This window comes from Salinirussus salinus, assembly GCF_009831455.1.
GTDB classification, from domain to species: domain Archaea; phylum Halobacteriota; class Halobacteria; order Halobacteriales; family Haloarculaceae; genus Salinirussus; species Salinirussus salinus.
In genome coordinates, this window is record NZ_WOWO01000003.1 from 129009 (window position 1) to 145340 (window position 16332).

Sequence of the window (16332 nt, forward strand, 5' to 3'; positions counted from 1 at the left end):
CCCGGCGTCGGCTCACTCCCCGTTGTCCAGCGAGATGTAGGTGGTCTTCATCACCCGCTCGTCGGCCTCGAGCTGTGCGAGCACCTCGTCGGGGACCGGCTGGTCGAGGTTGTAGACCGACAGCGCCTCGCCGCCGATGGTCTCGCGGCCGTTGAACATCCCGGCGATGTTGAGGTCGTGCTCGCCGAGCACGGTGCCGATGAAGCCGATGACGCCCGGGCTGTCCTCGTTACGGACCGCGAGCATGTGGCCGTGGGGGATGGCGTCGATCCGGTAGTCGTCGATCCGGACGATCCGCGAGTCGCCGCCGGCGAACTGGGTGCCACAGACGCTGACCTCGCGGTCCCCGTCCCCGACCGTCACCGTGACCAGCGACTGGAAGTCCTCGGACTGGCGGGTCTTTGACTCGGTGACGTCGATCCCCCGCTTCTCGGCGATGCCGGGAGCGTTGACGGCGTTGGCCTGCCACTCGAGGGGCTGGAAGACGCCTTTCAGCGCCGACGCCGTGACCAGGTCGACGTCCTCCTCGGCGATCTCGCCGGCGTAGGTGACCTCCACCCGCTCGACGCGGTCGTCGAACATCTGGACGGCGACCTTCGCCGCCGTCTCGGCGAGTTCGATGTAGGGCTCGATCGCGGGGAAGGCGCTCTCGTCGACCGAGGGGGCGTTCAGGGCGTTCACGACCGGCTCGTCCTCGAAGGCGGCGAGCACCTGCTCGGCCGTCGAGACGGCGACGTTCTCCTGGGCGGCCTCCGTCGACGCACCGAGGTGGGGTGTGACGATGACGTCGTCGACGTGAAGCAGGGGGTTATCGGGTGAGACGGGTTCCTCGGCGAAGACGTCGACGGCTGCGCCCCTGAGCACTCCGTCCTCGACGGCCGCGGCCAGCGCCGCCTCGTCGACGATCCCCCCGCGGGCGCAGTTGACCACGTAGCCGCCCTCGAGCTTTGCGAGCTCCGCCTCGCCGATCATGTTCTCGGTCTCGCTCGTCAGCGGCGTGTGGATGGTCAGAAAGTCCGACCGCTCGAGACAGGCGTCGAGGTCGTCGACCAGCTCCGCGCCGAACTGCTCGGCGCGCTCCTCGCTGATGTAGGGGTCGAAGATCACCAGGTCCGTCCCCAGCGAGGCCAGCCGCTTGCCGACCTCCTGGCCGACGCGACCGAAGCCGACGATCCCCAGCGTCTTGTTGTTGACCTCCGTCCCCAGGAAGTCGCCTTTGGCCCACTCGCCGCCGGTCAGCCGGTTGTGGGCCTGGGGGATCGACCGGGCGGTCGCGAATGCCATCGCGACGGTGTGTTCCGCGGCCGCTCGGACGTTGCCCTCCGGGGCGTTGGCGACGATGACGCCGTGCTCGGTGGCGGCGTCGATGTCGATGTTGTCGACGCCGATGCCGGCCCGGCCGACGATCACCAGGTCGGGAGCCGCCTCGAACAGCGCGGCGTCGACAGTCGTCCCCGAGCGGACGATCAGGGCGTTGGCGTCCGCGACCGCCGCGTGCAGCGCCTCACCCTCGACGTCGTAGGCCGTCTCTACCTCGTGACCGGCCGCCCGGAGCCGGTCGATCCCCGCGTCCGCGATGGGGTCGGTGACGAGTACCTTCATACCGGGGGGAGTCAGCGGCCGGTGAAAACGGTTGTCTTTCGGAGGGCGCCGCTGTGCGGGACGGCACTCCGGACAGGACGAGGAGAAGACGGGACGCGGCTACCGCCAGGCCGGCAGCGAGGCGGCGTCGGAAAGCGGCAGTGTCAGATAGGCGTCGTCTTTGCTGACATCAGCGATCACGAACGTCTGGACGGGGCCGTCCTCGACGGCAGCCATAACTTCCGCGTCGGTCGTCGCCTCCGACGCCGGGATGGTGTCCGGCTCCATGTGTGTCAACATGTAACACCCATACATAAACCCTCCGGAACGCGGCGGGGCTCGACCGCCCGAGGGCGTGCCCGCACGCGCGTGACTGCGCCGGCCCACTGCGACACGCCGCCCCGTCAGTCCGGTCCCGGCCCGGTCGGTCCGCCGGAGTCCGTCGTCACCCCCACTGGTCTGTGAGTGTCGGACCCGAAGGTGGGCGCCAGCGGCGGCTGTGGCGACTCGCAGTCGGCTCGCCGAAGTGTAAGGACTTAGTGGGTGCGGCGTGGAGTAGTGGCCAATATGAACGTCGCAGACGTCATGACGACCCGGGAGGACACCGTGACGGTGGAGGTTCCGGGTACCCGCGACGACGTGCTCGAGTACCTCCAGGATGGCTCCTTCTCCTCGGTCCCCGTCGTCAAGGACGGCGCGGACGGCGAAGAGTATCGGGGGCTGGTCACCCGGGACGCCCTCATCGACCGGCCCGACGAGGACCAGCTCGCCCTGCTCGCCGAGGAGGTCACGACCACGACCGCCGACACCGCCATCGAGGAGGTCGCCCGGCAGATGGTCGAGACCGGCGACCGCCGGGTCCCCGTCGTCGACGGCGGGCTCGAGGGGATCGTCACCGTCACCGACGTCGTCCGGGCGATCGCCAACGACGACCTGCCCGGCGACACGACCGTCGACGCCGTCGCCGGCCGGGAGGTCAACTGCGTCTACGCCGGCACGCCGCTGCCCGTCGCCGAGCGCGAACTCTCCTTCGCGCGGGTCCCCTACGCCGTCGTGCTCGACGGGGACGGGGAACTGACTGGAATGCTGACCGAGGTGGACGTGCTCGAGGTCGCCCGGGTCGTCGAGGGCGAGGCCGACACCGGCGAGTCGATCGCGAACCAGGACGACGACTGGGCCTGGGAGGGGATCAAGGCCGTCGGCAACCGCTACATGCCCACCCGGAACGTGGAGCTCCCGGCCGAGTCCGTCGAGGAGTTCATGACCCCCGACCTGGTGACTGTCGGGAAACGGCGGACGGTCCGGGACGCCGCCCAGCTCATGCTCGAACACGACATCGAGCAGATCCCCGTCGTCACCGGCGACGAGCTCTACGGCGTCGTCCGGGACATCGACCTCCTGGAGGCGCTATGAGCGAGGGCGAAGGCGAGACCGCAGGCGGCGAGGGCCAGCGGCTGACCGAACTCGCAAAGCGGCGGGGCTTTTTCTTCCAGAGCTCCGCCGCCTACGGCGGCGTCGCCGGCTTCTACACCTACGGCCCCCAGGGGGCGACCCTGAAGACCAACCTCGAGGAGGCCTGGCGGGACCGGTTTGTCACCCGGGAGGGCCACATGGAGGTCGACGCCCCGGACGTGATGCCCGAGGCCGTCTTCGAGGCCTCCGGCCACCTCGACACCTTCGACGACATGATCGTCGAGTGCCCGGCGTGTGGCGCGACCCACCGGGCCGACCACCTCATCGAGGACGCCACGGACATCGAGGAGGCGGAGTCGATGGCGAACGCGGAGGCGATGGAAGTCATCGCCGACAACGACATCGGCTGTCCCTCCTGTGGCGAGTCGCTGGCCGACGAGCCCGTCGACAACTTCAACCTCATGTTCGGGACCAACATCGGGCCGGGCGACTCCGCGCCGGGTTACCTGCGTCCCGAGACCGCCCAGGGCATCTTCGTGGAGTTCCCCCAGCTGGCGGAGTACGCCCGCAACCAGCTCCCCTTCGGCGTCGCGCAGGTCGGGAAGGCCTACCGCAACGAGATCAGCCCCCGGAAGTCGCTGGTCCGGGTCAGGGAGTTCACCCAGGCCGAACTCGAGCACTTCGTCGACCCCGAGACCGACGAGCCGCCGCTGGAGCGGGTCGCGGACGTCGAACTCCCGCTGTACTCCGCCGACGCACAGCAACGCGAGGGCGGGGACGGCGACGACACCGGCGAGCCGGTCGAGATGACCGTCCGCGAGGCCGTCGACGAGGGCGTCGTCGAGAGCGAGTGGGTCGCCTTCTACCTGGGGCTCGCCAAGGGGTGGTACGAGCGGGTCGGCGTCGACATGGACCGCTTCCGGTACCGCCAGCACCTCCCCGGCGAGCTCTCCCATTACGCCTCGGACACCTGGGACGCCGAGACGGAGATCGACGGCGACTGGGTCGAGGTCACCGGCTTCGCCTACCGCGGTGACTACGACCTGACGAACCACGCCGCCCACTCCGGCGAGGACTACGACGTCTTCAAGCAGTACGACGAGCCGGTCACCGTCGAGCGCCCGACCGTCGACCCCGACATGAGCGAACTCGGCCCCGAATTCGGCGGCGAGGCGGAGGCCGTGGCGGCGGCGCTCGAAGAACTCGCGGAACGGGACCCCGACGCCTTCCGGACTGAGGACGGGACGGTGACCGTCGAGGTCGACGGCGAGGCGTACGCCGTGCCCGTCGAGCAGACCGGCTTCGCGGTCGAGGAGGTGACCGAGGCCGGCGAGCGGGTGACGCCACACGTCGTCGAGCCCTCCTTCGGCGTGGGCCGGCTCGTCTACACGGTGCTCGCACACGCCTACGAGACCGACGAGGTCGACGGGCAGCAGCGGACCTACCTCTCCTTGCCCCCCGCGCTGGCGCCGACCACGGTGGGCGTGTTCCCGCTGATGGACCGCGACGGGCTGGGCGAACGGGCCCGGGAGGTCGCCGCGGACCTGCGGGAGGCGGGGCTGTCCGTGACCTACGACGACTCCGGCGCGATCGGTCGCCGCTACCGCCGGCAGGACGAGGTCGGCACCCCCTTCTGTGTGACCGTCGACTACGACACCCTCGGGGAGGGCGACAGCCCCGAACTCGAGGGGACGGTCACCGTCCGGGAGCGGGACACGACCGCCCAACACCGGGTCGCCGTCGAGGAGTTGTCCGGGACGTTGCGGGCGCTCCGGGACGGGAGCCTCGAGTTCGGAGAGATCGGCTGAGGGATGGACTACGGCCGCCGGCTCGCACACGTCAGCGGGGTCGCCGTGCCGGGGCTGTACCTGATCGGTCTCGTCGAGTGGCGGACGATAAGGTACCTGGTCGCCGCGGGCGCGGCCGTCGCGGTCGTCCTGGAGTTCGTCCGGCTGTTCGTCGGGCTGGACTGGGTGGTCTACGACCGGCTCACCCGCGAATACGAGCAGGACAACCCCGCCGGCTACGCGCTCGCGGTCGTCTCGGCGGCCATCGTCGCGTGGGTCTTCGAGCCGGCCATCGCCGTCGCCGCGATGCTCCTGCTGGCGATCGCCGACCCGCTCGCGGGCGTCCTCTCGGAAGCCGAGGGGCCCGACACCCGCAAATCGTACGGGGTGATGATGGTCACCTTCGCGGTCTGTGTCCTCATCGCCCTGCCCTTCCTCCCCCCGCGGGCCGTCCTCCCTGTGGCGGCCGTCGTCGTGGCCGCCGACGCGCTCAAACCCCGGGTCTACGGCTTCGTCATCGACGACAACTTCTCGATCCCGGTCGGCGCGGCCGTGACGGCGTGGCTGCTCGCGACCTACCTCCCGCCGCTCGTCTGACCACTTTCACCCCGCTACCCGCACGCTTAACCCCGCCGGCCGGTTACGGAGGCCCGAATGGCGACCGGTGCCGAGCGCGACACCGAGACGGTCGACCGCCCGCTCGTGGTCCCCGGGGCCCTGGAGCGGCGGGCCTACCAGCTCCGGCTGGCCGAGGCCGCCGCCCGCGGCCACACGCTGGTCTGTCTCCCAACGGGGCTGGGGAAGACGGCGGTGAGCCTGCTCGTGACCGCCAGGCGGCTCCACGAGGCCGGCGGCAAATCGTTGCTGCTCGCCCCCACGAAACCGCTCGTCACCCAGCACGCCGACTTCTACCGGGAGGCGCTCGATATTCCTGACGACGACGTGGTGGTGTTCACCGGCGAGGTCAGCCCCGACGACCGGGCAACGCTGTGGGAGGACGCTCAAGTCGTGGTCGCCACCCCGCAGGTCGTCGAGAACGACCTCGTCGGCAACCGGGTCTCCCTGTCGGCGGTCACCCACTGCACCTTCGACGAGTGTCACCGGGCGACCGGCGACTACGCCTACAACTACATCGCCGAGCGCTACCACGCCGAGGCCGACGACCCGCTGGTGACGGGGATGAGCGCCTCCCCCGGCGACGACGAGGAGAGCATCCTCCAGGTCTGTGAGAACCTCGGCCTGGGCAGCGTCGAGGTGATGACCGAGGACGACGCCGACGTCGCGGAGTACACCCACGACACCAGCGTCGAGTGGGAGCGCGTCGAGTTGCCCGAGACCGTCGAGGAGGTCCGGGACGCGCTCCAGGAAGTCATCCGCGACCGGCTGACCCAGCTCAAGGAACTCGGGGTTACCTCCACGACCCAGCCCGACGTCTCCGAGCGGGAGATCCACAAGATCCAGGGCCGGCTCCGTGACCTGATGGACAACGACCAGTCGGAGGGGTACCAGGGGATGAGCCTCCTGGCGGAGGTCCGCAAACTGCGGACGGCCGTCACCTACGTCGAGACTCAGAGCGTCGAGTCCTTCCGCCAGTACATGGAACGTCAGCGGGAGGCCGCCCGCTCCTCGGGGGCCTCGAAGGCCGACCAGCGGCTGGTCTCCGAACCCAAGGTCAGGCAGGCAGTCCGGCTGGCCCGGGAGTACGACGACCTCCACCCGAAGTTCCGCCGGGCGCGGATGAAGATCGCCGAGACGCTGGGCATCCAGGGCGGCGAGCGCGTCATCGTCTTCACCGAATCGAGGGATACCGCGGAGACGCTGACGGACTTTCTGGGCGAGCACTTCAGCACCGAACGTTTCGTCGGCCAGTCCGATACCGAGGGCAGCGACGGGATGACCCAGACCGAACAACAGGACACCCTCGAGCGGTTCCGCGCCGGCGAGTTCGAGGTGCTGGTCTCGACCTCCGTGGCCGAGGAGGGGCTCGACGTCCCCGAGGTCGACCTCGTGCTCTTCTACGAGCCCGTCCCGACCGCGATCCGCGCCATCCAGCGCAAGGGTCGGACCGGCCGCCAGACCGAGGGCGCGGTGACGGTGCTGCTCGCCGAGGACACCCGCGACGAGGCCTACTTCTGGAAGGCTCGAAATGACCAGAAGGAGATGGAACAGGAACTCCGGAATCTCAAGGACGCCGCCGGGACTATCGAGGCCCGCCTCGAACAGGCCGGGCTGGACACCTACGCGAACGAGGGGACGGATAGCAACGGCGACGGCACCGGCGGTACGGACGCCGACGGCGTGGGGGTGGACGCCGGCTCCGGCGACGAGACCGCCAGCAGCGATACCAGCGGCGACAGCGCCGGGTCGAGCACTGCCGACGGTGACGACGACGGCCAGGCGGGGCTGGGCGCGTTCGCCGGCGAGTCGGGCGAGCGAGCGGCGGCTGGCGCGGACGAAACGACGGGCGGCGGCGGTCCCGGCGACGACAGCGACACGGAAACGGGCGACACAGCAGACGCTGAGGGCGTCGTGGCGGCAGCCGAACCCGACGGGGAGGCGGTCGAGGTCGTCGCCGACCAGCGGGAACTGGACTCGACCATCGCGCGGGACCTCTCGACCCGGGATGGCGTCGAGACCCGCCTGGAGACGCTGGCGGTCGGGGACTACGTCCTTTCGGACCGGGTGGTCGTCGAGCGCAAGACCGTCGCCGACTTCCTGGACACCCTCACGGGCGGGGACCGCTCGCTGTTCGAGCAGGTCGGGGACGCCGCCCGCCACTACGAGCGGCCGGTGGTCGTCATCGAGGGCGAGGGCCTGTACGGCGAGCGCAACGTCCACCCGAAGGCCATCCACGGGGCGCTGGCATCGCTGGCCGTGGACTTCGGCGCCAGCGTGCTCCGGACGGCCGACGAGGGCGAGACCGCCGACCTGCTGGAGGTCGTCGCCGAGCGCGAACAGGTCGAAAGCGACCGTGAGGTCTCCGTCCACGGCGAGAAGCAGTCCCGCACCCTGGCCGAACAGCAGGAGTACGTCGTCGCCGCCATCGCGGAGGTCGGCCCCGTCACCGCGCGGGCGCTGCTCGAGGAGTTCGGCAGCGTCGAGGCGGTCATGACCGCCGACGAGGAGGCCCTGCGGGAGGCGGAGGGCGTCGGCGAGGTCACCGCTGAGCGGGTCCGCGAGGTGACCGGCAGCGACTACGAGGGATAGGGCGGGTCAGAGGACGGGACAGCAGCCGCCGAACGCGACGCTACTGCCGCAGCGCCGCCAGCGTCTCCGCGGCCTCCCGCGCGGCAGCGAGATACTCCCGGGCCTGCGTGGGGTCCTCGGCGGCCTCGGCCTGCCGGGTCAGCCGCGCGAGCGTCCGCTCGAGCGAGGCGCGGGCCTCGGGGAGCGTGCTGCCCTGCCGCTCGGTGGTGCCGGCATCGCGGTCGGGGGAACCGCCGCCGGTACCGGCGGCCGGGGACGGGTCGACACTCGGCACCCGCTCGGGGGCCGGTTCCCGCTGCCGGCCGTCGGCGTCGCGAGCGGATTGCGTCGAGCGGTCCCGGGGGTCACGGCCGGTGTCGTGCTCGGGCTCGTCGGGGGTTCGGTCCGGCTGGGACGGCGACTCCGACCGGGTGGTCTCGCCGTCGGCGCCGCCGCTGCCGAACTGGACGCGGGTCTCGTCCGGGGACGTCACCTGGATGTGCTCGTCGTCCGGGCCCCCAGCCTCGCCGTCCGTCCGGTCCGCTCCGTCGCCGTCGCGCTCCCCGGCGGCGCCGTCGTCGCCGGCGTCCCCGTCCTCGCTGTCACTGTCGTCCTCCCCGCTGGCGCCGTCACCGCGGTCGATGGCCTTCTCGCAGGTGGCACAGAACTCCTGGCCCTCGTACCGGAAGACCGGGTCCCCACAGTCCGAGCAGTGGGCGTTTGTCATCGTCGCCCCCTGCAGGAGGAGTTCGCTCATCTTCTCCGTGGCCTGGCGGTCCTGCTGTTCCTGTTCGTACTTCTCGCGGAGGCGCTCGCGTTCGGCTTCCTCGTCGAAGTCACTCATACACGGAGGGAAGCGAGCGCGAGGAAAAGGGTTTGCGGGAGCCTGCCCGGGGCGTTCCGACATGTTTAACGTCGGTCCGAAGGGCGTATGTGACATGGCAAAGGTAAGCATCGTCGGCGCCGCGGGCACCGTCGGCGCCGCAGCGGGTTACAGCATCGCACTCCGCGACATCGCGGACGAACTCGTCTTCGTAGACATCCCCGAACAGGAGGACACCACCGTCGGGCAGGCCGCCGACGCCAACCACGGGATCGCGTACGACGCCAACACCGAGGTCTACCAGGGCGACTACGCCGCCACCGAGGGCTCGGACGTCGTCGTCATCACCGCCGGCCTGCCCCGGTCGCCGGGTGACACCCGGCTGGACCTGGCCGACGACAACGCCCCGATCATGGAGGACATCCGGGCGTCACTGGCCGAGCACAACGACGACTTCGTCTCGATCACCACCTCCAACCCCGTCGACCTCCTGAACCGCCACCTCTACGAGACCGGCGACCGCGACCGCGGGAAGGTCGTCGGCTTCGGCGGCCGCCTGGACTCGGCGCGCTTTCGCTACGTCCTCTCCGAGCGCTTCGACGTCCCCGTCCAGAACGTCGACGCGACCATCCTCGGCGAGCACGGCGACGCCCAGGTCCCCGTCTTCTCGAAGGTCCGCGTCGACGGGAAGGACATGACCTTCTCCGACGAGGAGAAAGAGGAGATCCTCGCCGACCTGCAGGAGTCGGCGATGAACGTCATCGAGCGCAAGGGCGCGACGGAGTGGGGCCCCGCCCGCGGCGTCGCCCACATGGTCGAGGCCGTCCTCCGGGACACCGGCGAGGTGCTCCCCGGCTCCGTGACGCTCGAGGGCGAGTACGGCCACGAGGGCGTCGCCTTCGGCGTCCCCGTCAAACTCGGCAGCGACGGCGTCGAGGAGGTCGTCGAGTGGGACCTGGACGAGTTCGAGCGCGAACAGATGCAGGAGGCCGCCGACAAGCTGGGCGAGCAGTACGAGACGATCAGCTGAATCCGGGTAGTCCGCGGCCCGCCGTACCGTCTCCGGGTGGTCAAACCGTCATTTGAGTCTCCGGGAGTGTCTTTATCGAGGCGAACGACGGTCCAAACAGCCATGAGTTCCCGACCGGTCCCCCTCCCGAGCAGCGTCGAGGACACCCCCGCCCCCGCGGTCGCCAGCCAGGTCCGGCGTCTGGCCTTCTGGGGGTCGGTCCTGTTGCCGTTCGCGTACGTCCCTCTGCTTTCCGGGGTGGCCGGCGACCGGCCGCTGCTCGTCGCTGGCCTGCTGGCGCTGAACGCCGTCTGTCTGCTGGCCGGCCACGGTCACTCCCCCGACCGATGAGTCCGGAGACCGCCCCCTCGGACCCGACCCCGGAGGTGAGACGCCTGCCGGCGAAAGCCCAGCCGCTTGTGGGGTACCTCCGCTCGCGGGTTCGCGAGGAGGGCGCGTTCTACGTGAAAAGCCGGTTCGTCGCGGAGGACCTCGACCTCTCGGCGAAGGAGGTGGGGGCGTTCATGCGCCGGCTGCAGGAGTGCGAAGAGGGGCCTGCAGTCGAGGCGTGGGCCTACACGAACGGGACGACGTGGTACGTCTCGGCGAGGGAGTAGCAGCGCGAGGTGTGGGTCGGCGCTGCACTCGGGACAGGCTACCGGGGACGGACTTCCGCGCGGTCGTGAGAGGTCCAGTGTCCCGGTTCTGACCCGCCCGCTTCCCGTCAGTGCTCCCCGTCTGAACGGCCCGGTTCGTCGCCATTCCGCTCCTCGGGTGGCGGACCGAGGACCCCCAGCCCGGCCCGGTACAGCAGGTAGATGGCGACAGCGAAGACGACCAGCTCGATGATGTAGAGTTCGACGAGTTCGAGCGTCGAGAGTTCGGCCGCCACGAGTGCCTCGGTGAACTGCAGGAACGCGAGCACGAACGCGAGAACCAGTGCCGGAAGGAGGAGGATGACCAGCCCGACGACGATGAGTTTCGGCCGTTCCATGAGCGGGTGCCTGCGAAGGGAGAAGACCCGTGCCGCAAAAAGAGTGTGGTCACGGGACCCGGACGGGGCGGCGCACGGACCGCAGCGTCACTCCTCGCCGCCCTTCCAGCGCTCCGGCACCTGGATGGTGTACTTGCCGTCTTCCTGGAGCGCGATGATATACTCCTCGCGGTCGTACAGCTCCATCAGGTTCAGCTCGTACTGGCCGGGCTCGAGGACGCGGATGGACTCGAACTGGTCGTTGAGCTCCTCGCGGAGGTCGGCGAGGTCGGGCCGGTCCTGGCGGGTCCGCTCGGCGGTCGTCGGGCTCTCGCCGTGTTTCGCGGTCTCGCTGTGGTCGTCGAGCACCGGTGTGGGGTGGTCCTCGCCCTCGGCGGGACTGGACGTGCCGCTCGGCAGGTCCTCCATCGGGACGACGTCCGTGCGGGCGCTTGCCTGCGCGGCGTCTTCCGTGGTCGCCTCGGTGGCGTCTCCGGGGCTCGCGTCCTTCGGGGTTCGGCCCTGCGGGTCGGACGCCGGCGCGGGGTCTGGACGGGTCACACCGGGAGCGGATCCGGTCGGATCGGACCCGGCCTCTGTCTCGGGCTCGGGCGGGTCAGAGCTAACCAGGTCGCGGACCGCGGTCGCGGCCGAGCCGACGGCACGCGTCACGCCGTCGGCGGCCGGTTCCGGCGGCTCCGGGGGTTCTGCGTCCGGGTCCGGGTCCGGACTGTCGACGCCGTCGGGCCGGAACTGGAACTTGTTGCCGCCACAGTCGGGACAGCCCGAGAGCATCTCCTTGGAGCCGTCGGCGAACGTGCGGCCACAGTCCGTGCACTGGTGGGGCATCCTTACTTGCGGGAGACGAGGGTCTGGATCAGCGTCTCGTCCTTGTGGAGGGTCTCGATCTGGTTTGCCGGGCCGATGACGGTGAGCTTCTTGGTCGACTCCCGGCCCATCAGCCGGTCGAGGAAGCTCGCGTCGGCGGTCTCCGAGCGCGGGTAGGTCTCGATCTCGATGCCGTTGAACTCGTCGGGGCTGATCTCGGTCATCGTCACCTCGATCAGGCGGGACTCCTCGTCGGGCGAGAGTCCCTCCTCGAGGATGACGATGTTGCCCTCCCGGACGCCGTCGAGGATCATCCGGATCTTCTCCATCGAGGTCTGGCTGGCGAGCCGTTCGCCGCTGATGAGGTCGATCTGCACGCCGTCCTGGGGGTCCTTGACTTCTGCCATGGTTATCCGAAGTACTCCGCGATCTTGTCGTACACTTCGTCCATGTTGTCCCCCTCGAGCGCCGAGACCGCGACGGTCTCGTGCTGCGGGAAGGCGTTGCGGATCCGCTGGACGCTCGACTCCTCGAGGTCGATCTTGTTCGCGAGGATCAGGACCGGGAGGTCCTGGCTCTCGATGATGCCGATGAGCATCGTGTTGACCTGGGTAAAGGGGTCCGAGGCGGAGTCGAGGACGTAGACGACCCCGTCGACGTCCTCCCGGAGCCAGTGCATCGCCTCGGCGACGCCCTCCGTGGCCTCCCGGGAGCGCCGGACGGCGTCCTCCTTCTCCATGTCGTGTTCGAGGAACTCCGTGTAGTCGACCTTCGTGGTCACGCCGGGCGTGTCCACGATGTCGATGGTGACCGTCTTGCCGTCGCGCTCGATCTCGACGTTCTCCTTGCGGCGGGCGCGGCGGGTCTCGTGGGGAACGTGGCTCTCCGGTCCCACCGCGTCGCCGTGTTCGGTCCAGTCCCGCGCAATGCGGTTCGCGAGGGTCGTCTTCCCGGCGTTGGGCGGCCCGTAGATCCCGATCCGTTTGGGATCCTCCGCCGAGAACAGCGTCGATGCTGCGCGTGAAATGCTGGATTTGAGGTCTGTGAGTAGTCCCATCCTATCTCCCGGCCCTGTGAGGGCTTGGGAGAACTACCCGACCCGACTCACTTAATTGTGCGTCAGACATATATAAATTCAACCACATTTCCGGAACGGCCGACAGAACGACCGGAGAGCGTGGTATCCCTGCCGCTCTCCGCGAGATAAGTGCAAAGATACAGATATTTCGAGGGGAGTGAACCTGTCTTCAGGGGGAGAGAAACAGGAGTCGGGAGGAAAGAGAACGGAGACGGACGAGAGCGGCCGGGACTCGGGCATCGAAGACCGGGCCGGATTTCCCCACCGTTCTCCCGCCTCTGTTGTCCCCTCCTGTCACCACCGCTCTCCTACGCCTGCTATCCTCTCCCACCCCTCCACCTCTCCCATCCTTCTCGTCCCCCCCCACCCCTTCGTTTCAACTGCAACACCAGCGAGGAACGGGCAGGGGAAAGTGAGGTGACCGGGGTCACGGAAGTCCAAACCCCGGAGAAAGTGGAGAAAGAGTGTGGCGAACGGCCGTCTCGAGGAGTCGTAAACGGAGGAGTCGATCAAACTAGACGAGTAGCCTCACACTAGCTGTCTCCACTAGTCTACCCGAAACCCTACCCGAAAGAAGAATGAGCTCTTTCTAGTGCGGATACGGTTATCATCTATCATACTTAAATCCTTCCAACTAGAAGGCCGGATCCAGGGCTGACCCCCCGCCCCTCTCTTGGTCGTTCCACCCGAAACAAAGGGGTGGGGGGGTTCGGGGCGACCTCTCTCTGTCTCGCCTCCCCCTCTCCTTTTCCCCTTGTTTTTTTCCGGTGTGCCCTCTCCCGCTCGACAGTTCCTCTCCATCCCCCTTCGTCCCCTCTTCTCTCCTTCTCCCCCTTCATCTGTTCTGCTTCCCCGGTCTCTTCCTCTCAGGTCTCTTCCTCTCATCTCTCTTCTCTTTTTCTCCTCTCTCATCCCTCCCTCATCTACTCCTCTCTCCTCTCCTCTGCCCTTCCTCGCTCCTCGCGTTTTGCTCGGTCCGCCCTCCGCCTCCGGCCGTGCCCAGCCGTCCACCCTGCGCACCCCGATCCCGCGCACCCCGCCTCTACCGACACACCACGACCGCCCCCCTCTTTCGAGTGCGCGCCACACCGACCCCCGACTGCGACGGGTACTGTGGTATCCTTTCACAACCGAAATCTTTAATAGATTCTCAACCGGGGGTTCTTGTGGTTCAGGTGGACACACGCCGGAACGGGAAACGGGGCCGTCAGGGGCGTTCTCGGCGATGTGGACCCGTACGCGGGGCGCGAAGCGCCCATCTCCAATCGAAACGAAGGGGTTTCCCACGACATGACAGACGCGGACGAACCGCGGGATGGCACGGGCGACGTCGACAGTGACGACCCCGAATTCACCGGTGTATCGGAAGGAGTTGCCGACTCTGTCGCCTCACCCTCCTCGGAGTCGACTCCACCCGAAGCGACGCTCGACGACGTCCTCGCCGAAGAGGAGTCCGCCGACGAGGCCTCCCAGGGGCTGTTCGACGACCTGCTGAGCGGCCAGCCCATCTTCGAGAACAAGGAGGTACTCCGCCCGTCCTACACCCCCCGGAAGCTCCCCCACCGAGAGGAGCAGATCAACAACATGGCGACGATCCTCGTGACGGCCCTGCGCGGGGACACGCCCTCGAACATCCTCATCTACGGGAAGACGGGGACCGGAAAGACCGCGAGCGCGAAGTTCGTCTCCGACGAACTCGAGTCCACTTCCGAGAAGTACGAGGTCCCCTGCGAGGTCGAGTACATCAACTGCGAGGTGACCGACACTCAGTACCGCGTGCTCGCCCAGCTCGCGAACAAGTTCATCGAGAAAAACCGCGAGTCCATCGACGACGAACTCGCCGACCTCGAGACGCTTCGCGAGGAGGGCGGCGACCTCGCGGGGTCGAGCTACGACTCCCCCCAAGCTGTCGAGCAGCGCATCGGGGAACTCGAGGACGCCCGCGACCGCTTCGAGGAGGTGCCGATGACCGGGTGGCCGACCGACCGGGTCTACAGTTCCTTCTTCGACGCGGTCGACTACCGCGAGCGCGTGGTGGTGATCATGCTCGACGAGATCGACAAACTCGTCGAGAAGTCCGGCGACGACACCCTCTACAACCTCTCCCGGATGAACTCCGAACTCGAGAACTCCCGGGTGTCGATCATGGGGATCTCCAACGACCTCAAGTTCACCGACTTCCTCGACCCGCGTGTCAAATCCAGCCTCGGCGAGGAGGAGATCGTCTTCCCGCCCTACGACGCGAACCAGCTTCGGGACATCCTCGAGCACCGCGCGGAGGAGGCCTTCGAGCCGGACGCGCTCACCGACGACGTCATTCCGCTGTGTGCGGCCTTCGCCGCCCAGGAACACGGCGACGCCCGCCGGGCGCTCGACCTGCTGCGGACCGCCGGCGAACTCGCCGAGCGCGACCAGACCGACGGCGTCGAGGAGGCCCACGTCCGCAAGGCCCAGGAGAAGATCGAACTCGACCGGGTGGTCGAGGTCGTCCGGACGCTCCCCCAGCAGTCCAAACTGGTGCTTTTCTCGATCATCCTGCTCGAGAAACAGGGGGTCCACAACATCAACACCGGCGAGGTGTACAACATCTACAAGCGGCTCTGCGAGGAGATCGACACCGACGTGCTCACCCAGCGCCGGGTGACCGACCTCATCTCCGAGCTCGACATGCTCGGGATCGTCAACGCTGTCGTCGTCTCGAAGGGCCGGTACGGCCGCACGAAGGAGATCAGCCTCTCGGTACCCCTGGAGGAGACCGAGGCCGTGCTCCTCTCCGACTCCCGGCTCGGCGACATCGAGGACGTCCAGCCGTTCGTCCAGGCCCGCTTCGACAGCTGAACTCGCGACGGGAGGAGGGCGGCCTCCCCGCGCTCCCCTATCCTGCGGACTGCAGCCGGATCCAGCCCAGCCCCGGGATCTTGAACTCCGCGGTCCCGACGACCCACGCGGGTCTGACCGGCCCGGTCAGCCCCGTGGCCTGGTCGTAGCTGGGGTTGTTGTCACCCTTCGTGATGAAGCCGGCGTGGTCGGCGACACACCGGGGGTCGTTCGGACTCAGCGCGCCGAGATACGCCGAATCGGCGGCCGTACACCAGTTTTCACCCTCTTCGACCCAGAACATCGCCCGGTGGATGATCGGTGTCCCGCCCCGGTCGCCGTCGGCCGCAAAGACGATCACGTCACCCGGGTTGCCGAACTTCGTGTAACCGGTCTCCGCGCCCACGCGCGCGGTGACGACTCCGTACTCCGCGCGTTCCCCGGGGAACCGCTCTTCCTCCATCACGAACACGAGGTCGTTGCGCTCCATGTTCGGGAGCATGCTCCCGCTCTCGACGGCGACCAGCGGCGGCCAGACGCCGCTCACCGCGAACAGGAAAAAGCCGACGAGCACCACCGCGAACACGCTGCTCGCGACGTCGCGGACGAACAGCCGCCAGCCGCCGTTCCCGCCGCCGTTCGTACCCGGCTCGGGGTCCGGCGGGTCGGGGCCACCCCGCCGGTCCCCGACCGGCCGACGGGCCCGGTCCCCGGACTCGACGTTCTCCGGCGCTCGCTCCCCGGAGTCGGCGGGGCCGGACCGGGGTCCTCCGGCCGGGGAACCGTCTCTCCCCCCGCCTCGCCCGTCTCCCTCGCCGGGGCCTCTCATCACAGCCC

Annotated in this window: 16 protein-coding genes; 8 read left to right on the forward strand and 8 right to left on the reverse strand. The window is 68.7% G+C overall.

Annotation, left to right across the window (positions count from 1 at the left end):
• Positions 1-12: 12 nt before the first annotated feature.
• Both serA and GN153_RS17520 read right to left on the reverse strand, forming a co-directional pair.
• Positions 13-1602, reverse strand: a complete 1590-nt coding sequence (gene serA / locus GN153_RS10570; protein ID WP_159902531.1) for a phosphoglycerate dehydrogenase — start codon at positions 1600-1602, stop codon at positions 13-15.
• Between the two features lie 99 nt (positions 1603-1701).
• Positions 1702-1869 (reverse strand): DUF7556 family protein, encoded by a 168-nt coding sequence (locus tag GN153_RS17520; RefSeq protein ID WP_201287872.1) that lies wholly within the window; start codon positions 1867-1869, stop codon positions 1702-1704.
• A 279-nt stretch (positions 1870-2148) separates the two neighbouring features.
• Between GN153_RS17520 and GN153_RS10575 the strand changes: the two genes are divergently transcribed.
• From GN153_RS10575 to GN153_RS10590, 4 genes are read left to right on the forward strand one after another with little or no spacing between them, the layout of a single operon-like run.
• A complete protein-coding gene (locus GN153_RS10575) occupies positions 2149-2994 on the forward strand; it encodes a CBS domain-containing protein (RefSeq protein WP_159902533.1) in 846 nt (281 codons plus the stop codon).
• Positions 2991-4802 (forward strand): glycine--tRNA ligase, encoded by a 1812-nt coding sequence (gene glyS / locus GN153_RS10580; protein WP_159902535.1) that lies wholly within the window; start codon positions 2991-2993, stop codon positions 4800-4802. The genes GN153_RS10575 and glyS overlap by 4 nt, the downstream gene beginning before the upstream one ends.
• Positions 4803-4805: 3 nt before the next feature.
• A complete protein-coding gene (locus tag GN153_RS10585; RefSeq protein WP_159902537.1) occupies positions 4806-5378 on the forward strand; it encodes a dolichol kinase in 573 nt (190 codons plus the stop codon).
• Between the two features lie 57 nt (positions 5379-5435).
• The gene (locus tag GN153_RS10590; RefSeq protein WP_159902539.1) at positions 5436-7988 is read left to right on the forward strand and encodes a DEAD/DEAH box helicase; all 2553 of its coding nucleotides are present in this window, start codon (positions 5436-5438) and stop codon (positions 7986-7988) included.
• A gap of 40 nt (positions 7989-8028) precedes the next feature.
• Here GN153_RS10590 and GN153_RS10595 read toward each other — a convergent pair whose 3' ends face one another.
• Complete coding sequence (locus GN153_RS10595; protein ID WP_159902541.1) at positions 8029-8811, reverse strand: Sjogren's syndrome/scleroderma autoantigen 1 family protein; 783 nt, start codon at positions 8809-8811, stop codon at positions 8029-8031.
• 94 nt (positions 8812-8905) lie between these two features.
• On the opposite strand from GN153_RS10595, the gene mdh reads away from it, so the two are divergent.
• The 3 genes from mdh (at position 8906) to GN153_RS10610 (ending at position 10416) form a co-directional block, all read left to right on the forward strand.
• Positions 8906-9820, forward strand: a complete 915-nt coding sequence (gene mdh, locus GN153_RS10600) for a malate dehydrogenase (protein WP_159902543.1) — start codon at positions 8906-8908, stop codon at positions 9818-9820.
• Positions 9821-9922: 102 nt separating this feature from the next.
• Positions 9923-10150, forward strand: a complete 228-nt coding sequence (locus tag GN153_RS10605) for a hypothetical protein (RefSeq protein WP_159902545.1) — start codon at positions 9923-9925, stop codon at positions 10148-10150.
• The gene (locus GN153_RS10610) at positions 10147-10416 is read left to right on the forward strand and encodes a DUF7123 family protein (protein WP_159902547.1); all 270 of its coding nucleotides are present in this window, start codon (positions 10147-10149) and stop codon (positions 10414-10416) included. Before GN153_RS10605 ends, GN153_RS10610 begins: the two co-directional genes overlap by 4 nt.
• A gap of 107 nt (positions 10417-10523) precedes the next feature.
• On the opposite strand, the gene GN153_RS10615 is transcribed toward GN153_RS10610, so the two are convergent.
• The 4 genes from GN153_RS10615 to GN153_RS10630 form a co-directional block, all read right to left on the reverse strand.
• Positions 10524-10793, reverse strand: coding sequence for a hypothetical protein (locus tag GN153_RS10615; RefSeq protein WP_201287873.1), 270 nt, complete (start codon positions 10791-10793; stop codon positions 10524-10526).
• A gap of 87 nt (positions 10794-10880) precedes the next feature.
• Positions 10881-11621, reverse strand: a complete 741-nt coding sequence (locus GN153_RS10620) for an OapC/ArvC family zinc-ribbon domain-containing protein (protein WP_159902549.1) — start codon at positions 11619-11621, stop codon at positions 10881-10883.
• Positions 11622-11623: 2 nt separating this feature from the next.
• Positions 11624-12007 carry a DUF2073 domain-containing protein gene (locus GN153_RS10625; RefSeq protein ID WP_159902551.1) on the reverse strand — a complete coding sequence of 128 codons (384 nt, stop codon included), beginning with the start codon at positions 12005-12007 and terminating at the stop codon, positions 11624-11626.
• A 2-nt stretch (positions 12008-12009) separates the two neighbouring features.
• A complete protein-coding gene (locus GN153_RS10630) occupies positions 12010-12657 on the reverse strand; it encodes an Era-like GTP-binding protein (RefSeq protein WP_159902553.1) in 648 nt (215 codons plus the stop codon).
• 1311 nt (positions 12658-13968) lie between these two features.
• Here GN153_RS10630 and GN153_RS10635 point away from each other — a divergent pair.
• Positions 13969-15516 carry a Cdc6/Cdc18 family protein gene (locus GN153_RS10635; RefSeq protein ID WP_159902555.1) on the forward strand — a complete coding sequence of 516 codons (1548 nt, stop codon included), beginning with the start codon at positions 13969-13971 and terminating at the stop codon, positions 15514-15516.
• 37 nt (positions 15517-15553) lie between these two features.
• On the opposite strand, the gene GN153_RS10640 is transcribed toward GN153_RS10635, so the two are convergent.
• Positions 15554-16324, reverse strand: a complete 771-nt coding sequence (locus GN153_RS10640; protein ID WP_159902557.1) for a S26 family signal peptidase — start codon at positions 16322-16324, stop codon at positions 15554-15556.
• Between the last annotated feature and the right edge of the window lie 8 nt (positions 16325-16332).

Excerpts from the sequence above, each read along its gene's own strand:
- serA (WP_159902531.1), bottom strand. The coding sequence starts at position 1,602 with ATGAAGGTACTCGTCACCGACCCCATCGCGGACGCGGGGATCGACCGG.
- GN153_RS10575 (WP_159902533.1), top strand. The coding sequence starts at position 2,149 with ATGAACGTCGCAGACGTCATGACGACCCGGGAGGACACCGTGACGGTG.
- GN153_RS17520 (WP_201287872.1), bottom strand. The coding sequence starts at position 1,869 with ATGGAGCCGGACACCATCCCGGCGTCGGAGGCGACGACCGACGCGGAA.
- GN153_RS10605 (WP_159902545.1), top strand. The coding sequence starts at position 9,923 with ATGAGTTCCCGACCGGTCCCCCTCCCGAGCAGCGTCGAGGACACCCCC.
- GN153_RS10640 (WP_159902557.1), bottom strand. The coding sequence starts at position 16,324 with ATGAGAGGCCCCGGCGAGGGAGACGGGCGAGGCGGGGGGAGAGACGGT.
- GN153_RS10590 (WP_159902539.1), top strand. The coding sequence starts at position 5,436 with ATGGCGACCGGTGCCGAGCGCGACACCGAGACGGTCGACCGCCCGCTC.
- GN153_RS10595 (WP_159902541.1), bottom strand. The coding sequence starts at position 8,811 with ATGAGTGACTTCGACGAGGAAGCCGAACGCGAGCGCCTCCGCGAGAAG.
- GN153_RS10610 (WP_159902547.1), top strand. The coding sequence starts at position 10,147 with ATGAGTCCGGAGACCGCCCCCTCGGACCCGACCCCGGAGGTGAGACGC.
- GN153_RS10615 (WP_201287873.1), bottom strand. The coding sequence starts at position 10,793 with ATGGAACGGCCGAAACTCATCGTCGTCGGGCTGGTCATCCTCCTCCTT.
- GN153_RS10635 (WP_159902555.1), top strand. The coding sequence starts at position 13,969 with ATGACAGACGCGGACGAACCGCGGGATGGCACGGGCGACGTCGACAGT.
- mdh (WP_159902543.1), top strand. The coding sequence starts at position 8,906 with ATGGCAAAGGTAAGCATCGTCGGCGCCGCGGGCACCGTCGGCGCCGCA.
- GN153_RS10625 (WP_159902551.1), bottom strand. The coding sequence starts at position 12,007 with ATGGCAGAAGTCAAGGACCCCCAGGACGGCGTGCAGATCGACCTCATC.
- GN153_RS10630 (WP_159902553.1), bottom strand. The coding sequence starts at position 12,657 with ATGGGACTACTCACAGACCTCAAATCCAGCATTTCACGCGCAGCATCG.
- GN153_RS10585 (WP_159902537.1), top strand. The coding sequence starts at position 4,806 with ATGGACTACGGCCGCCGGCTCGCACACGTCAGCGGGGTCGCCGTGCCG.
- GN153_RS10620 (WP_159902549.1), bottom strand. The coding sequence starts at position 11,621 with ATGCCCCACCAGTGCACGGACTGTGGCCGCACGTTCGCCGACGGCTCC.
- glyS (WP_159902535.1), top strand. The coding sequence starts at position 2,991 with ATGAGCGAGGGCGAAGGCGAGACCGCAGGCGGCGAGGGCCAGCGGCTG.